Annotated in this window: 15 protein-coding genes; 9 read left to right on the top strand and 6 right to left on the bottom strand. The window is 58.8% G+C overall.

Annotation, left to right across the window (positions count from 1 at the left end):
* Nucleotides 1–202: 202 nt before the first annotated feature.
* On the bottom strand, nucleotides 203–835 hold the full coding sequence (locus tag ABHR75_RS01615) for an MOSC domain-containing protein (protein ID WP_238057665.1): 633 nt from the start codon (nucleotides 833–835) through the stop codon (nucleotides 203–205).
* A 234-nt stretch (nucleotides 836–1,069) separates the two neighbouring features.
* Here ABHR75_RS01615 and ABHR75_RS01620 point away from each other — a divergent pair, with 234 nt between their 5' ends.
* On the top strand, nucleotides 1,070–2,326 hold the full coding sequence (locus tag ABHR75_RS01620; RefSeq protein WP_035137907.1) for a carboxylate--amine ligase: 1,257 nt from the start codon (nucleotides 1,070–1,072) through the stop codon (nucleotides 2,324–2,326).
* An 84-nt stretch (nucleotides 2,327–2,410) separates the two neighbouring features.
* Complete coding sequence (locus ABHR75_RS01625; RefSeq protein ID WP_035137908.1) at nucleotides 2,411–3,157, top strand: aspartate/glutamate racemase family protein; 747 nt, start codon at nucleotides 2,411–2,413, stop codon at nucleotides 3,155–3,157.
* Nucleotides 3,158–3,281: 124 nt separating this feature from the next.
* Here ABHR75_RS01625 and ABHR75_RS01630 read toward each other — a convergent pair whose 3' ends face one another.
* The 5 genes from ABHR75_RS01630 to ABHR75_RS01650 all read right to left on the bottom strand — a co-directional run bounded on the left by ABHR75_RS01630 (nucleotide 3,282) and on the right by ABHR75_RS01650 (nucleotide 10,094).
* On the bottom strand, nucleotides 3,282–4,028 hold the full coding sequence (locus ABHR75_RS01630; RefSeq protein WP_022094111.1) for an energy-coupling factor transporter transmembrane component T family protein: 747 nt from the start codon (nucleotides 4,026–4,028) through the stop codon (nucleotides 3,282–3,284).
* Nucleotides 4,021–5,772: an ABC transporter ATP-binding protein gene (locus ABHR75_RS01635; RefSeq protein ID WP_346963481.1), complete on the bottom strand. Its 1,752-nt coding sequence runs from the start codon at nucleotides 5,770–5,772 to the stop codon at nucleotides 4,021–4,023. Before ABHR75_RS01635 ends, ABHR75_RS01630 begins: the two co-directional genes overlap by 8 nt.
* A 211-nt stretch (nucleotides 5,773–5,983) precedes the next feature.
* On the bottom strand, nucleotides 5,984–6,556 hold the full coding sequence (locus ABHR75_RS01640) for a hypothetical protein (protein WP_225093417.1): 573 nt from the start codon (nucleotides 6,554–6,556) through the stop codon (nucleotides 5,984–5,986).
* A 408-nt stretch (nucleotides 6,557–6,964) separates the two neighbouring features.
* On the bottom strand, nucleotides 6,965–8,767 hold the full coding sequence (locus ABHR75_RS01645) for a C69 family dipeptidase (RefSeq protein WP_175406014.1): 1,803 nt from the start codon (nucleotides 8,765–8,767) through the stop codon (nucleotides 6,965–6,967).
* Between the two features lie 409 nt (nucleotides 8,768–9,176).
* Nucleotides 9,177–10,094 (bottom strand): diacylglycerol/lipid kinase family protein, encoded by a 918-nt coding sequence (locus ABHR75_RS01650; RefSeq protein ID WP_022094107.1) that lies wholly within the window; start codon nucleotides 10,092–10,094, stop codon nucleotides 9,177–9,179.
* Between the two features lie 98 nt (nucleotides 10,095–10,192).
* On the opposite strand from ABHR75_RS01650, the gene rnd reads away from it, so the two are divergent.
* From rnd to ABHR75_RS01685, 7 genes are all read left to right on the top strand, one after another.
* Nucleotides 10,193–11,326 (top strand): ribonuclease D, encoded by a 1,134-nt coding sequence (rnd, locus tag ABHR75_RS01655; protein WP_117797979.1) that lies wholly within the window; start codon nucleotides 10,193–10,195, stop codon nucleotides 11,324–11,326.
* Nucleotides 11,327–11,390: 64 nt separating this feature from the next.
* Nucleotides 11,391–12,095, top strand: coding sequence for a zinc metallopeptidase (locus ABHR75_RS01660; protein WP_138112154.1), 705 nt, complete (start codon nucleotides 11,391–11,393; stop codon nucleotides 12,093–12,095).
* Nucleotides 12,096–12,210: 115 nt separating this feature from the next.
* Entirely contained in the window at nucleotides 12,211–13,662 is a 1,452-nt protein-coding gene (gene xseA, locus ABHR75_RS01665; RefSeq protein ID WP_411161047.1) for an exodeoxyribonuclease VII large subunit, read from the top strand.
* A 42-nt stretch (nucleotides 13,663–13,704) separates the two neighbouring features.
* The gene (gene xseB / locus ABHR75_RS01670) at nucleotides 13,705–13,971 is read left to right on the top strand and encodes an exodeoxyribonuclease VII small subunit (RefSeq protein WP_006234311.1); all 267 of its coding nucleotides are present in this window, start codon (nucleotides 13,705–13,707) and stop codon (nucleotides 13,969–13,971) included.
* 155 nt (nucleotides 13,972–14,126) lie between these two features.
* Entirely contained in the window at nucleotides 14,127–14,462 is a 336-nt protein-coding gene (locus tag ABHR75_RS01675) for a histidine triad nucleotide-binding protein (RefSeq protein WP_035137921.1), read from the top strand.
* Between the two features lie 41 nt (nucleotides 14,463–14,503).
* A complete protein-coding gene (locus ABHR75_RS01680) occupies nucleotides 14,504–15,394 on the top strand; it encodes a LysR family transcriptional regulator (protein WP_346963482.1) in 891 nt (296 codons plus the stop codon).
* A 119-nt stretch (nucleotides 15,395–15,513) separates the two neighbouring features.
* Nucleotides 15,514–16,674 carry an MFS transporter gene (locus ABHR75_RS01685; RefSeq protein WP_138112160.1) on the top strand — a complete coding sequence of 387 codons (1,161 nt, stop codon included), beginning with the start codon at nucleotides 15,514–15,516 and terminating at the stop codon, nucleotides 16,672–16,674.
* Nucleotides 16,675–16,693 lie beyond the last annotated feature (19 nt).

Consider the following 16,693-nt stretch of genomic DNA (forward strand, 5'->3'; position numbering starts at 1 on the left):
GTTCGAACGGTATTCTACTACTGCTTTCGACCTCAACTTGAACCTTAAAGGTTCCAAAGGGTCAAGTTGAACTTAAGGCTTGGCTTTGACCTGCAGTTATGATGAATTGTTGAGAAACCATAGAGTTCAACTTTAACGTTACAGAGCTCTGTTTGAGAGGAGTTTTGGGCTGTAAAAGCCATCTCAACGTGGGGTTTTATAACTACAGCGTGCCCTTCTGGCGAGCCCGCTCAATCTCTTCGAGGGCCTCGGCGGGGGTGAACGAACAGGTGCCGTCGCCGAGTTTGATTACCTGGATATCGTCGCCGGCGTAGACCTCTCCGCCCTTTAGTACCACGCCGAAAACGCCCTCGTGGGGAAAGATGCAGTCGCCGGCGAGATAGTAGATGGCGCAGCGTGTGTGGCAGGCCTTGCCGATTTGGCTGATTTCGACAAGCACCTCGCTGCCAAGCTTGAGCTGCGTGCCCAAGGGGAGCGAGAGCAGGTTGATGCCCCGGGTTGTGAAGTTCTCCCCAAAGTCACCCTCGTGTACGTCGAGCCCGCGTGCCTGCGCCGTCTGGATGGACTCCGCGGCTAAAAAAGAGACCTGGCGGTGCCAATGCCCGGCGTGCGCATCGGTGGCGAGGCCAAATTGCTCTATAACGGTGTCGTGTCCATCGGCGACGGGCGACTTGCGCGTGCCCTTGTGCGCCGACGTGTTGATCGAGACGATGCGGGCGGGTCCGTTGTAGGCGTCGTTTGCCATGCACAGGGGAGCGGTCGCTTTCGCACGTTCCGCCAGCTCGCGCTTCGCGGCATTGAGGATGGGATTATCGGTCGGATGGTCTTGGGGCACGTGTGCGCCTTTCGTTTGAGGATGTCAATACGCTGAATCCTACAACAATGGTAGGTTCATTGCCCATTGTCATACAACGGTGAGCGCCGTCTTCGTGCTGGCCTTCGTGCTGGACGATTACGTCGATTGCCATAGATACGGTGGAGCTTTGGGCGCCGGCGGCTTGGCACGCTAGAATAAATCAGTTGCGCAAAGACCGCCCGTTGTGTGGGCAGTTCATGATAGGAAGTTTCCATGGCATTGCAATTTACAGAGCGCGAGTTCATTCCCGTGCTGCTTGGTGGCGACATCAACGCCTATTCGGTGGCGCGCGCCTTCTACGAGGAGTACCAGGTCAAGAGTCTGGTCTTTGGCAAGTATCAGACGGGTCCCGCGTACCGCAGCCAGATTATCGACTACACGCCCAACGTGGATATCGACACCATGCCCGTGATGCTCAAAACCGTCAACGGCATTGCCCAAGCGCATGCCGACAAGACTATTGTCCTTGTGGGCTGCGGCGACAACTATGTCGCTCTCGTGGCTCAAGCCAAGGATGCTCATGAGCTGGCGGATAACATCGTCGCTCCCTACGCGCCCTACAGCATGCTCGAGCAGTGCCAGAAGAAGGAGATCTTCTACGAGCTGTGCGAGAAGCATGGCGTGCCCTATCCACACACGTTTACCTTTACCAAGGCGATGCTCAATGCTCAGGGTGAGGCGCCTGCCGAAGTGCTCGACCAGATCGATTTTCCTTACCCGATGATTCTGAAGCCTTCTGACGGCATCATGTGGTGGCAGCATGAGTTCGAGGGCCAGAAGAAGGCCTATGAGATTGCCGACCGCGCCGAGCTGGAACAGGTCATTCGCGATTCGTATGCCAGCGGCTACACCGACGATCTGATCTTGCAGGATCGCGTGCCCGGCAACGACGAGTACATGCGCGTGCTCACCAGCTATTCCGACCGCAACGGTAAGGTCCGCATGATGTGCCTGGGCCATGTGCTGCTCGAGGAGCATCAGCCCCACGGTGTCGGCAACCATGCCTGTATCATTACCGAGCCTAACGACGAACTCATGGGCGGCGTGCGCAAGCTGCTCGAGGACCTTCACTTTGTGGGCTATTCCAACTTTGACGTTAAGTACGACGAGCGCGACGGCTCGTTTAAGTTCTTCGATTTCAACACGCGCCAGGGTCGCAGCAACTACTACGTTACCAACAGCGGCTTTAACGTTGCCAAGTATGTGGTGGACGAGTATGTGTTCAACCGCCCGTTTGAGCCGGAGTTTGTGACGGCGCAGGACGAGGCCCTGTGGATGGTCGTCCCCATGGGCGTCGTCGACAAGTACGTCAAGGATCCCGAGCTGCGCGCTAAGGTGCATCGCCTGGACAAGGAAGGCAAGGGCGCCGACCCTTCGTTTATGAAGGGCGACTTTGTCTTTAACCGCTGGCTGCGCATGTGGCACACCAAGCTGCGCCACTTTAAGCTGTTCAAGACGTATTACAAGTAGATGAGTGCGGCGCCCGTCCGGTTTGCATCGGGCGGGCGCGGGTATGATACGCGCAATTGCGCAAGCGTCACCAAGGAGGCGGCGATGGAAAAGCTGGGAGTTATCGGCGGCATGGGCGCCGAGGCCACGTCGTATTACTACGACCAAGTGGTGCGTCATACGGCTGCTGCCTGCGATCAGGAACATATCGACATGGTGGTGCTCTCCAAGTCGACCATGCCCGACCGCACGCTGGCCATTAAGACCGGCGAGCATGCCAAGCTGCTGGCGACCATGAAAGAGTGTGCCCGGGCACTCGAGTCGCTGGGCTGTGCGCACATTGCCATTCCCTGCAACACGTCGCACTACTTCTACGACCAGATCCAGTCGTTTACGAAGGTGCCGATTATCCACATGCCGCGTGAGTCGGTTCGTTATGCCCTTGCGGGTGCGGTGATGGGGGAGTGCGAGTTCGACCCCAACCTGAGTGTGCCGGCCGAGCCGGTGCATAAGATCGGCATCATGGGCACCGATGGCACCGTGGGCGCGGGCGTCTACGGCCGCGAATGTAAGGCTGCGGGTGTTGAGGTCGTCTATCCCAGCGAGAAACGTCAGAACGATGTGATGTCGCTTATCTACGATGATGTGAAGGCCGGACGTGAGCCCGATATGGATAAGTTCGACCGCGTGATGTGGGAGTTCGCCCGTAGCGGCTGCGACCGCGTCATTCTGGCCTGCACCGAGCTCTCGGTGCTGCAGAAGTACCGAGAGATGCCCGAGATCACCCTCGACGCCATGGATGTCCTGGTGCGCGAATCCATCATCCGTAGCGGTGCCCCCTACCGCCTCTAGCTTCCGACCTGTCAAAAAGGGACAGGTTAATTTTGGTAGGTTTTATCTGGTGAAACAGTAAGGCCTCGGCTCGTTTGGTGCGAGCCGAGGCCTTTTGCGTTGGGCGGTTGCTGTCAGTGGTGAACTAGAACAGGAAGCCGATGGCGATGAGGGCGATGCTGACGATGAGCACGGCGATGTCTAGGCCCTTGATGGGGTAGCGCTTGTACGAGCTGGCGCGCGTACGCAGATAGAAGCCGCGCTGTTCTGCCGCCAAGGCTGTGGCATCGGTCTTGCCCACGCTCGAGATGAGCAGCGGCACGCACAGTGGCAGCATGAGCTTAAGCTTCTTGATGGGGTTCTTGGTGTCGTACTCGACGCCGCGTGCGGTCTGCGCCTCCATGATGGCGTTCATCTCCTGACCAAACACCGGCACAAAGCGCAGCGCCGTGGTAAAGGTGAAGGCATAGCGATACGGCACGTGCAGCACCTCGACGCAGGCGTTGGCAAGGTCGTTGAGCTTGGTCACCATGAGCATGAGGATGAGCGGTAACGCCACACCCAGCAGGCGCAGACAGGCCTTCGATCCTGTGATGAGACCCGTGTCGGTGATAAAGCCCCACACCACGTTGCCATCGCGCATAAAGGCCAGCTGGAGCACCAGCATGATAAGCGCGAGCGGAATCAGCAACTTGAGCAGCGAGAACAGACGGTCGACGACGCCGGCATAGGCACCCAGCGCAAGGGTGAGTGCCAAAAAGCCCAGCAGCGCCACATAGGTGTCGGACAAGAAGATGCCGACGATGATGGCGGCGGCGAGGCCCAGTTTGACGACGGGATTCAGGCGATGCAGCAGCGTATCGCCCGGCATGTAGTCGATGACGTTAACCACGGTGGACCATCTCCTTGGCAATTCGAACGACATCGGTGACCTCGCTCACCTGCGCAAAAGCGGGCGAGACGGAAGATGCCAGACGGCGCGAGAGTTCAATAACCTGGGGAGGCTCCACGTAGGCACGCCGCATGAGATCGATGTTCGAGAATAGCTCGTGCGTGCGGCCGCGGTCGAGGATGCAGCCGTCGGCCATTACCACAATGCGCTCGGCAAAGTCGGAGACGACTTCCATGTCGTGGCAGACCATGATTACGGCGCAGCCGCGCTCGGCCATGGTACGCACCGTTTCCATGACGGTCATGCACTCGCGGTAGTCAAGGCCGCTCGTGGGCTCGTCGAGCACGACGATTTTGGGCTCTACGACCACGACGGAGGCGAGTGCCACCATCTGGCGCTGGCCGCGCGACAGCGAGAAGGGCGCCTCGTCGGCAGGCAGGCCAAAGCGGTCGATGACGAGTTGAGCACGACGCAGAGCCTCGGTGCGGTCGATGCCGGCAAGCTCCAGGCCAAAGGCGACCTCGTCGAGCACGGTGTCCTTGCAGATCTGGCGGTCGGGGTTTTGGAAGAGCGTTGCGACCTCGCGGGCGATACGGCTCGTGGGGACCGCGGCAGTATCCAGGCCCGTAACGCGCACGCTGCCCGAGGCGGGCTTAAGCAGGCCCGTGAGCAGCTTGGTGAGCGTGGTCTTGCCGGCACCGTTCTGGCCGACGATGCCCACGAGCTCGCCAGGATAGAGCGTCAGGCTAAGGTCGTGTACGGCGGCGCCGCCATTGGGATAGGCAAACTCAACATGGTCGAAGGTGAGCACGGGTTCGGCGTCCTTGGCATGAGGACGCAACGACGGTGCATGCGGGGAACCGGTGGGCGCCTGGGCTTCGATGGCTGCGTGTGCGGGGTCGACGATGCCCGAAATCAGGCGTTCGGCCTCATCGACATCCAAGCAAGGGGTACCGCTTACCAGGCCATCGGCCTCGAGGCTATTGAAGATACGCGTGACGCGAGGGCAGTCGACGCCGATGGCACGGAGCTCGTCGGTATGTGCGAAGACCTCGTGTGGCTCGCCCTGCAGCGCGATTTCGCCATGGTTGAGCACGAGCACGCGGTTGCAGTACTCCGAGAGCAGGGCGACCTTTTGCTCAACGACGACGATGGTGATTCCAAGTGCGCGGTTTGCCTCACGCAGCGTCTCGAAGACCAACGTGGAGCTGGCGGGGTCGAGTGCCGCGGTGGGCTCGTCGAGAACCAAGACGCGCGGGCGCATGGCGAGGATGGCGGCGATGGCTACCTTTTGCTTCTGTCCGCCCGAGAGGGTTGCGATCTCGCGGTCGCGCAGGTCGCTGATGCCGACGGTCTCGAGCGTTTCGCTCACGCGCTGCTCGATCTGGTCGTGGGGAACGCCAAAGTTCTCGAGGCCAAAGAGCATCTCGTCCTCGACGACCGAAGCGACCATCTGCGTGTCGATATCCTGCAGCACACTGCCGACGATTTGCGACACGTCGGTGAGCGAGACTTCGCAGGTGTCGTGGCCGTCGACCATGACGGACCCAAAGAACGTGCCGGTGTAGTGGTGGGGCACGGCGCCCGACAGACAGGCGGCAAGCGTGGACTTGCCGGCGCCCGAGGGCCCGATGATGCCGATGAAATCTCCCTTGTTCACGCTGAGCGAGATGTGGCTGAGCGCCTGCTCGGTCTGCGTGCCATAGGAGAACGAGACGTCGTCGACGTTGATGATCGTTTCCATGGATATCTTTCATAGTCATTGGGGACGTTCTTAAATGACTAGTCGTTTAAGAACGTCCCAAGAGCTAGCCGTTTGGGACAGTCTTTGGTGGTGAAGCACGGAGACGGCTTTACGAGGGGCCTCAGGTTGGCGTGAAAGAGGAGCGAAGCGTACTTGGGTACGCGAGCGACGAATGAACGCCAAGATGGGGTGGCTCGTAAAGCCGAGCGGGTTAGTTGAGCTTCAGGGCCTTCTGGATGGGCAGATAGAGGGCGCCGACCAGAATGGCGTTAAAGACGGCGGTCATGGCAACGACGGGCAGCATGGCGGCGGCGAGCTCGCCGACCACGCCGAGCATGGCCATCTTGATGATCATGAAGATGACGCCGGAGACAAAGGTGGTCAGGAAGGTTGCGACAATGGCGATGGCGGGCTTGACCTGACCGTTCTTGCCGGCGGCGTTGACGATGCCGGCCATGAGCATGGCGGCGATGCCCTCGGCGGCAAAATCGACGAACGGCGAAGTGGTGGTGATCTGGATCACGGCAGCCGAGATGAGGCCAATGACGAGCGCCTGACCGATGTTGGGGCGAACGACCAGGATGGTGAGGCAGAAGGCCGAGATGATGAACTCGGGGCTGATCATGCCGCCCGAGATGCCCGAGATTGCCTTGCCGACGGTGAAGTTGAGGATGAAGCCGGCGGCGAGCAGGATGGCGAGCAGGACGAGGGCGCGGACATCGAGTTTGCCGCGGTCGGCGGTCTGGACGGTGCGGGGCTGGGCGGCGGTGGTGTTCTGAGACATGGTGAAAATCCTTTCGGAAGGGGAGTGCAAGAGAAAAGCGGAGGCGCGTGATGCGAATGCGATCGGGCTCGAGATAGAAAAAGGCCCCCGGTCGAAACCGGAGGCCTTCCAATCACCTAGAGCGCAAAAACAGGCATGAGAGACTCACTGTCGACCGATCGTATTCGCATCACGCCACCACCAGTTGTTGAGAGACGTCATCGTGTCCTTCATATTGGTGACTCCTTTCGTGATGCCATGGCGCGGTCGCACCTAGTTGCTGTTGCGCTGCACTATAGCACAGCGAAGTGTGTGCGGGGGAATCTTTTTTGAAAAGATTTCAGGCGGGTTTCCCGTCGGTCAATAAGAGCGGGCTAAGCGGGTGAGGTGACTCATGTGCCCCGCCCGCTCAGCTAGGACATGAGGGTCTTAGGCCTTCTTGCGACGATAGATCACGTAGGCGCAGACACCGATGATGACGACGGCGCCAACGGCCATGGCGGCCATGTTGTTGCCCTCGGACTTCTCCTCGGCGGCCTCTTCCTCTTCGGCCTCGGGCTCGGCCACGTCCTCATCGGAAAGGGCCTCGTCGGCGTAGGTGATGGACTCGACCAGGCAGTCGTTGTCAGCATCGTAGTCACTCGGGACGAACTCCTCGGAGAAATCGCCCTCCTTGAGGTAGTCGCGCATCTCCTCGAGCATGGCCTTGCACTTAACATAGGTGTTCTTGGTTGCAGCCTTGCCGGCCTTGTTGGCCAGGGCGGTACGGGCCTCGGTGCCTTCTTCGGCCTGCATGGCCTCGTCGACGGTCAGGTTCTGCTCGATGAGTTCCTTCTGCAGGGCGTCGAGATAGGCGCGGACGCCGGTGGCGCAGTGGTCGCGGTTCTCATAGGCGAGCGTGTTGATGTCCATGAGGACGTAGTTGATGGAGTTCTTGGGCTCCTCGTTGTTCACGACGTCTTCCTCTTCGCAGTGATCGAAGGAGACATCCTGATCGCTGAAGTAGGGGCTGACCTCGGTGAGCAGTGCGGAGTAGAAGGGGATGGCGACGGAGAATTCGGCGTTGGAGAGCATCTCCCACTGAATGGTCGCGATCTCGGGGTCCATGCCCTGACGGATCTGGAAGGTGTGGATCTCGGTGTTGCGGTTGGAGCCGATGGCATAGGCGCCGTCGGTGTTGGCGTTGAGGCCGGCGACATTCTCGCCGCGAGCGGCGAAGGAACGAATCATCTCAAAGGTGTTCCAGTCGGACTTGCCGGGCTGGAAGAACAGCGGCTGCATCTCGTGGACCAGGGCGCCGGTCGTGGCGCGAGCCTCTTCGCGCTCGTCCTTGACGATCTCGTAGTCGGTGCCCTCGGCAAGCGGAGCCATGAAGTAATCACGACCCTGGATATAGCGCGACCACTGGTGCATACCGGCCTCGCTAATCTCCTCGCCGTAGGTCTTGGCGACGTCGAACTTGCCGTCGGTGTACTCGGCAAAGCCCTTCTCCTTAGGCATGGACTCGATGCCTTCGGAATGGAGACAGTTCTCGGTGTCATCGAGGTCGACGTTATAGGTGAGGTTGCCGATGTTGGGGTTGAGCGAGGCGATGTCATCGGCGAGCTTCATAGCAATCCACTGATGGCCGGAAAGCGCGGCGAACAACCAGGTCTCGGTGCTGTCGGCGATGATGATCTGGTCGTTGGAGCAGACGCCCTGCTCGTCGATCAGGCTGCCGATGAGCTCGACGCCCTCGCGGGCCGTGGCGCTCTCGCCCAGGATGACGCTGGCATAGCTGTATTCGCCAATGCCAGTCTCCTCGGTGATGGGGTCGGCCTCTTCGGCCTTCTCGTTATAGGAGGTGCTCAGCGTGGCAGAGCAGGAGACGCCCTTCTCGTTGATGCCTGCCTCGGAATATGCGTCGTAGCGATCTTCCCACTGCGAGGGGTTGTCGCGAACGAAGGTGTAGCGGTAGGTTGCGCCCTTGGACTTGTACTCAAAACCGGACTCGACCGAGGTGTACTCGTTGCCGTCCTTGTGTGCGGGCTCAATGCCAAAGTGCTTGACATAGCGCGGACCGAAGTCCTCGGAACGGCCGTAGTACGTGTTGCCGTCTGCCGTGAGCTTGCTGCCCATGTAGATCTGGGTGCAGGCGAGTGCCGAAGTCGGCATGGCCATGATGGCCGTTGCTCCAAACGCAAGGCCGCAGCCGAGCTTTTTGAGCGTGTTGACAGGATGAGTAAACCTCATAATCCCTCCCAACCGTTGAAACCCCGCGGAACCGTGCAGGATTTCAGCTAATAAATACATCTATTAGCCTATAGGAAGTCTCAATAGTATTCATCTATTTCGATGAAATACTCGATGAGCGTCCTAAAATATGCGATGAGCGGACAAGAATACTCATTATCTAGCTTTATTTAAATAAAGACGCCCTGCAATTACTGTACCTGAATAAAGCGCCTTGCACGGGGCACAAAGAAAAACCCCCGCTGTCGTGCAAATGCATAAACAACAGGGGAGACGATAATTGGATGAATATCATACCAATGTGGAATTACTTCTTCCGGCGGTGGATCACGTTAATCGCATAGCCGACGAGCATGGCCAGAACAATGACGATAAAGCCGAGCAGGGGATTGTCGTTCATGGGGTCCTCCTATTTTCCGAGCGGGGAGAATTCGTCGACGATGAGGTCGAGGCATTGCGGAAGCGCGCGGGCTCCAAAGACGCCCGAGTTGCTGGAGATGATCTCGCCATCGAACTGCATGCCCAGCGACGGCGTGCAGGTGATTTTGGCTTCCTTGGTCTGGATGATCTTGAACTGCGGACGGCCGAGCACCTTGCCGGCGGGGTCGAGCGCGGCGGTGATCACAGTGGGCAGGAGCTGGACGGTTTTTACGGGCTCGATGACCGCGATGTCGACCATGCCGTCGTTCATGCGGCAGTCGGGGAACAGGTTGATGTCGTTTTGAATGACCGAGGTGTTGCCGGCCATGCAGCAGATGCCATCGAGCTCCTCGACAATGCCGTCATGCTCAATCGTAAAATGCGCCACCGTGGGGTTGGGTGTGGCGAGCGCCGACAGGAAATAGGCGATCTCGCCGATGTCGTTTTTGGCGGGGGCGGCCTTCATCATGATCTCGGCGTCGAAGCCCGAGCCGGCGATGATGATAAAGCCGTGGCGCTTCTCGTTGCCGTTCTCGTCGAGCCAAAAGAGCTCGCCCATGTCCACTTTGACCGTGCGACCGGCGCGGCAAGCCTTGGCAAGCGCCGCTGCCTCGGGGGCATTGCCGATGTTGTTGAAGAACAGGCAGGCTGTGCCGGAGGGGAAGACGAGCGTGGGGACACCGCATCCGCGCATCTGGTCGAGCACGTTGGAGACGGTGCCGTCGCCGCCCGAAACGACCACGCGATCAAACTCGCGCACGTCTGCCACGGCGTCCTCGGGCTCCATGCCATCGCCGATAAAACGCATCACGACCTCGTCGCCGCCCTGCGCGAGGGCGTGCGTGAATGCGTAGATTTCATCTGAGCTGGGGCCCGATGCCGGGTTGTGGATGATAAGGCAGCGCATACTTACGTTCCCGTTCTGTGACTAACCGAGTATAGTTGTAAGGCAATGCCGATATCCTACCCGTGTTTTTCGGGCCTAACCTTATTCGATGGGTTGATATGTACATTTCCACACATCAGGCTCTACTCGACTTTTGCCAGCGCGCCCGTGAGTTCGACGCGATTGCCGTCGATACCGAGTTTTTGCGCGAGCGCACGTTCCATCCGCGCCTGTGCTTGGTTCAGATTGCCACCCCTGCCGAGAGCGTCGCGGTCGATCCTTTGGTGATCGACGACCTGTCGCCGCTTGCCGAGCTTATGGCCGACGAGAGCGTGACTAAGGTCTTCCACGCCTGCTCGCAGGATATGGAGGTCATGCTCCATACCGTGGGCGTGCTGCCGCGTCCCATTTTTGACACGCAGGTGGCCGCCGCCTTTTTGGGCGAGCGCCAGCAGATTTCCTACGGCGCGCTCGTGCAGACGTTTTGTGGCGTCTCATTGCCCAAGACCGAGTCGCTGACCGACTGGTCGCGCCGCCCGCTGACTGATAAGCAGGTCGAGTACGCGATCGATGACGTCAAGTACTTGATCGTCGCCTATACCGAGATGATGAGTCGCCTGCGCGAGCTGGGCCGGGTGGACTGGGTGCTCGACGAGTTGCGTCCGCTGGCCGACGAGTCGCACTACCGCGCCGACCGCCATGAGGCGTTTCGCAAGGTCAAGCGCATCAACTCGTGTAGCCGTCACCAGTTGGGCATCGCACGCGAGCTTGCCGCTTGGCGCGAGGACCGCGCCGAGCGCCGCAACATCCCGCGCAAGTGGGTCATGTCCGACGATACGCTGCTGGCCCTGGTTAAACGTAATCCCGTTCGTGTTGAGGAGTTCCGCAGCATTCGCGGTACCGACCAGCTGGGGGAGCGCGACGTGGACGGCGCGCTCATGGCCATTAAGCGCGGTGCGAGCTGCCCACACGATCGCCTGCCGCTCATGGTGCGCGGGCACCGTCAGATTTCGCCGGAGTTGGAGAGCGTGACGGACCTGATGTATGCGCTCATTCGCCTGGTTGCCGAGCGCTCGGGCGTGGCGACCTCGGTCATTGCCTCGCGCGATGACCTGGCCGACTATATTGAGCATCCCGAGCAGAGCCCCCTGCGCGAAGGCTGGCGCTTTGAGCTCGTGGGTTCGCGTCTGGACGATCTGCTTTCCGGCAATATGGGGCTCACCGTGAAGGACGGAAAGATTGAACTGTTATAGGGAAGCCTAGCCGGCTGAGTGGGTAGAATGCCTCCAACGTGTAACTCGATTCGGAGGAATTCGCATGCCTTATTACTATGGATACGGCTTTGGCATTGACCCGCTGTACCTGCTGGTTGTTCTTGTCTGCACGGTGCTTGGCCTTGCCGCGCAGAGCTATATCAACTCGACGTACAAGACGTGGTCCAAGGTTCGCTCGGACGGCGACACGGGTGCCACGGTCGCTCGTCGCATGCTCGATGCCAACGGTTGCAACGCCGTGGGTATCAAGGGCGTTGCCGGCGAGCTCACCGATCATTACAACCCGCAGGACAACAACCTGTATCTGTCGGATGCCAACCGTTCGGGCGGGTCGGTTGCAAGCGTTGCCGTGGCCTGTCACGAGGCGGGCCATGCTGCCCAGCGTCAAAGTGGTTATGCCATGATGAAGGTACGTACCGCTTTGGTTCCCGTCGTCAACTTTACCCAGAACACCTGGACGATCGTGCTGCTCATGGGCCTGTTCATGAACATCGCGGGGCTCACGACCCTCGCGCTGGTCTTCTTCTCGTTTAGCGTGCTGTTCCAGCTGGTTACGCTGCCGGTCGAGATCGATGCCAGCCGACGCGCCGTGGCGTATATCGAGCAGTCGGGCATGAGCTCCAAGCAGGTCAACGGTGCCAAGAAGGTCCTGACGGCGGCCGCGCTCACCTACGTGGCGGCGGCGCTCACCTCGATTATTCAGCTGCTCTACCTGATGGCTCGCTACAACAGAAACTCCAACCGATAACAAGTTGGCTTGACAGGCGCCGCGGAGATTCTTGTCCCCGCGGCGCTGTACTATGTGTTGGACTTGAATCTGCGCAGGGTCGAAGCCCTTGTGCTCGATGACGAAAGGGGGCTGCGTGGCAGGCTGGAATCTGACCGGCAATACCGTTTCCGCCGAGTTCGACGGATCGGACGAGCAGGAGCGCAAAGAGCTCAGCGTGAGCCAAGCGGTGGAGATCGCCGCCGGCGCGCTCGATGCCATTCCGCAGTTGAGCGTTTTGGGTGAGGTCACGGGTTTTCGTGGTCCCAATGCCCGAAGCGGCCACTGCTACTTCCAGATTAAGGACGACTCGGCGGCCGTCGACTGCATCATCTGGAAGGGCGCCTACCTTAAGCGCACCTTCGATCTGCGCGACGGCATGCAGGTAAGCTTTAAGGGCAGCTTCAATCTCTACAAGCCTACGGGTCGCATGAGCTTTGTCGCTCGCTCATTCTCGCTGGCGGGGGAGGGCCTGCTGCGTCAACAAGTGGCGCAACTGGCCGAAAAGCTCCGCCGCGAGGGCCTGATGGACGAAGCGCGCAAGCGCCGTATCCCGGTGTTCTGCTCACGCGTGGCGGTCGTCACCTCGCTTTCGGGCGCCGTGATCGACGACGTCAAGCGTACGCTGCGCCGTCGCAACCCGCTCGTCGAGCTTGTCTGCGTGGGCGCAAAGGTCCAGGGCGAGGGCGCGCCGGCAGAGCTTATTGAAGGCTTGCGCCGCGCCGCTGCCATTACGCCGGCGCCCGATTGCATTTTGCTTGTCCGTGGCGGCGGCTCCTTCGAGGACCTCATGACCTTTAACGACGAGGAGCTTGCCCGTGCGGTGGCGGCTTGCCCCGTGCCCGTGGTGACCGGCATTGGCCATGAGCCCGATACCTCGATTTGCGACATGGTGAGCGACCGTCGCGCCTCCACGCCAACGGCAGCGGCAGAATCGGTGGCGCCGGCTATGACGGAGTTGGCCGACGTGCTCGAGACGCGCCATCAACGTCTGGGTGCCGCGATGGCTTCGATGATCGGGTCGGATCAGGTCGATCTGGAAATGCTCGACCAGCGCGGTCGTCGTGCCTGGGACACCTATACGGCTCGTTTGGTTGACGCGCTCGATGCGGCCGCGTGCCGCCCGTGCCTCAACGATCCAACGTTTATGGTCGAGCGTCGCGAGTCCGAGCTTGCGCTGACTGCCGATCGACTGTCGGGCGCCATAACGCGTTCGGTTGGGGCCTTCCGCTCCAACTTCGAGCGTCTGCCCGAGCGCTTGATCGCAAGCACCTCGGGGCTCGATGGCAAACGCCATGCGCTCACGCTTGCGAGTTCCCGTCTGGAGCATCAGGGGCGCACAATGCTCAACAAGTCAGCTTCCGACTTGGGCCGTGCAGCGGCTTCGCTCGATGCCCTGTCGCCGCTCAAGGTACTTGCCCGCGGCTATTCCATCGCGTACAGCGATGATGGTGTGGCTACGAGCGCCAAGAGCTTTAAGCCCGGCGATGCCATCCGCGTGCGTATGGCAGACGGCAACGTGGCTGCAACGGTCGATACGGTCGAGTAACCCGCGTTTCATAGCGATAAACCTTTAGGAAAGGAAACAGATATGGCAGAGAAGACCCCGGTCGAGCAGCTTACGTACAAGCAGGCCTCGCAGGAGCTGGAGCTCATCATCCGCAGCTTGGAGTCGGGCGATATGGAGCTCGAGGAGTCGCTCGAGAGCTATACCCGCGGCGTCGAGCTCCTCAAGAGCCTGCGCACCCGCCTGTCCGATGCCGAGCAGAAGGTCTCGGTGCTTCTTAAGGACGTCGACGGCAACGACGTGCTCGCCGACGGCGAAGCCGCCAACACCGACGACAACCTCTCGTTCTAACCATCCCACAGCCCACTTTGGGGTAGTCTTTTTGGGACGGGGCTTTTTTGACTACCCTTTGGCGACGGCTCGCCGAGCACTTGCTTTTGCGAAAAAGTAGTCAAAAAAGCCCCGTCCCAAAAAGACTACCTTGGTCTGTAAGAAAGGAACCAGCCATGTGTGATTGCATCTTCTGTAAAATCGCCAACCACGAGATCCCCTCGACTGTTGTCTACGAGGACGACCAGGTCATCGCCTTCGACGACCTCAACCCCCAGGCGCCGGTCCACACGCTCGTGATCCCCAAGAAGCACTACAGCGACATCGCCGACAACGTGCCTGCCGAGACCATGGGCGCCATGGCCCATGCCATCCAGGAGGTCGCTAAGGCCAAGGGCCTGGAGGACGGTTTCCGCGTCATCTCCAACAAGGGCGTCAACGCCGGTCAGACCGTCATGCACTTCCACATGCACGTCCTCGGCGGCAAGAACCTGGGCGAGAACCTCATCTGAGGACGCACAGCCCGTCGCCTTGGCTGCCTTTGGAGTAACCTATGCAGCTTTCTCAACTCGAATACCTTCAAGCGGTAGCGAACTACGGCGGCGTGCGCAAAGCGGCTCGCGCCGTTCACGTGAGCCCACAGGCCGTTTCGTCGGCAATCAAAAAGTTGGAATCTGAGTATCAGATTGTTTTGCTCGACCGATCGGCGGGGGAGGCTGTTTTGTCTCCGGCGGGCAGAGAATTTGCGTGTCGTGCACGCGTGATCCTGGCACAAGTCGACGATCTCAAAAAGTACGCTCAATCGGGGAACGGCGGCGTTTCGCCCGACGGCCACTTCCGTCTTTACGCCCCCTGTCTTCACGGGCGGGGGCGTCTTTTTTCCGAAAACTGGTATGACTCGTTTGAAAGCTCGCACCCCCAGATTCACCTTGATGTTTGGCATCAGCCAACGGCCACATGCTTTGAGTCGCTTATGCTTGGAATTTCGGACGCGGCCATCTCATTTGAGGAACCAAGGGACAGCGTCCTTTCTTCGAAATACTTGGGTGAAAAGGAGCTCAAGGTTCTTTCGTGTCCAGCGGGTCATCAATCTGTGGGCGCCATGACCATTCGCGAGCTACTGAGCGGCAGGCTCGCTGTTCCCATTAATTTGTCACCCTGTCTCAATGCGATTAACCAATGCCCTGAAGCCCAGCTCGTCATTTTTCGCTTCCGTGATGTTGAATACGGAAGCAGGGCTCAGGCTGAGTTTCTTCAAGCCGGGGGATTGATATTGAGTTTGTCTGGGTCCTCTCTCGCATCGGATGGATCAGAAGTGAGTGAGTGCTCCATTGAAGCCTCGCATGACGTGGCCTTGCCCATCTATTTTTGCTATCGACAAAATGCCTGGACCGATCGACACCAGACGGTTTTTCTGCACCTATTGCGTCATCTTGCTTCGTGAAATTAATTGGCTTCGAGACGTCAAGTGATTATTGACGCCTTGTAACACATAGCTGACAGCTTTGCCCTCATGCTTTTCCAAGATTCTGATTTAGATTGCTGGCTCTTGGAGGGCGGAGCATGAAAAACCGTACGGTTTTGCTTTATATGACGTTCGTTTTTCTGTCGAACTTCAGCACCATTTTGTATTTTCTGACGGTTTACCTTGAATTCGTCGGATTCTCGATGGTAGCGATTTCTAGCATGATGATTGCATACCAAGTGAGTAAGTTCATTCTTGAGGTTCCTACTGGTTATATTGCTGACAGGTTTGGACGAAAGACAAGCGGTCTCGTTGGCGTCGTGGGAATGCTTGGATACTACGCCGCCCTACTTTTCACCCGTTCTCCTTTGCTTTTAATCGGCGCGTTTGCTCTCAAAGGATTTGCAGTTGCATGTGTGAGCGGATCCATAGAAGCGATCTACATTGACAGCGTCTCTCAGGACCAGCTCGTAAGACTTAATGTCGTTGAGCGATTTGTTTTCTATGCCTCTTATGCCATCTCCGCTTGCGTGGGCGGTTTCATTTCGTCTGTCGGTGCATATCTCATTGGTCTTTCGGCAGATATCATCGCAATGGTGTTGACGTTGGTTGTCGTTGTCTGCATTCCTGAGATGCGAAGAGGGGACACTGCAGCGACACCTAAGCGTGGAATTAGCCCGAAGATGATCGGTGCCGCTATTGCGCGTAACGGCATTCTTCGTTCAGCGTTCATCATGGACTGCTCTCAGGCATTTGCTTTTGTCGCCCTGGAAGACTTTTTCTCACTGTTGCTTGCGGGTCGCGGAATGAATGCCGTCGCTTCGGGTGTGATCATTGCGGTCCAGCTCCTTGCCTCGGCCTCCATGGGGCTTATTGTGCCCAGTGTGATTGCTCATGTCGACAAGGGCCGTTTTGCGCGTATTTGCGGCATCGTGCGCCTTTCCCTGACTGCTCTGTTTTTGATTCCCTTTACTCCGGTCTATTTGCTGCCCGTGTTCTATGTACTGCAGACGGTCGCTTACTCGTTATTTGCGCCAATTAAATACTCAATTTTTCAAAATGCTGTCGATTCTTCGATGCGCTGTTCACTAATTTCGGTCCAAAGCCAGATGGTGGCGGTGGGCGCTATCCTTTTCTATCTGTTCAATGCTGCGTTGAGCAGCATCGCGGGCATTCGAGTCATATTGCTTGTAGCGCTCGGGATATCTTCTTTGGTGTATATCCCCGCGCTCTTTCGTCTTACAAGTCAAAGGCCATGAGTATTTGGGCACCGATAAC

Origin of the sequence: Collinsella aerofaciens (assembly GCF_039752955.1) — a bacterium.
GTDB lineage: Bacteria > Actinomycetota > Coriobacteriia > Coriobacteriales > Coriobacteriaceae > Collinsella > Collinsella aerofaciens_BI.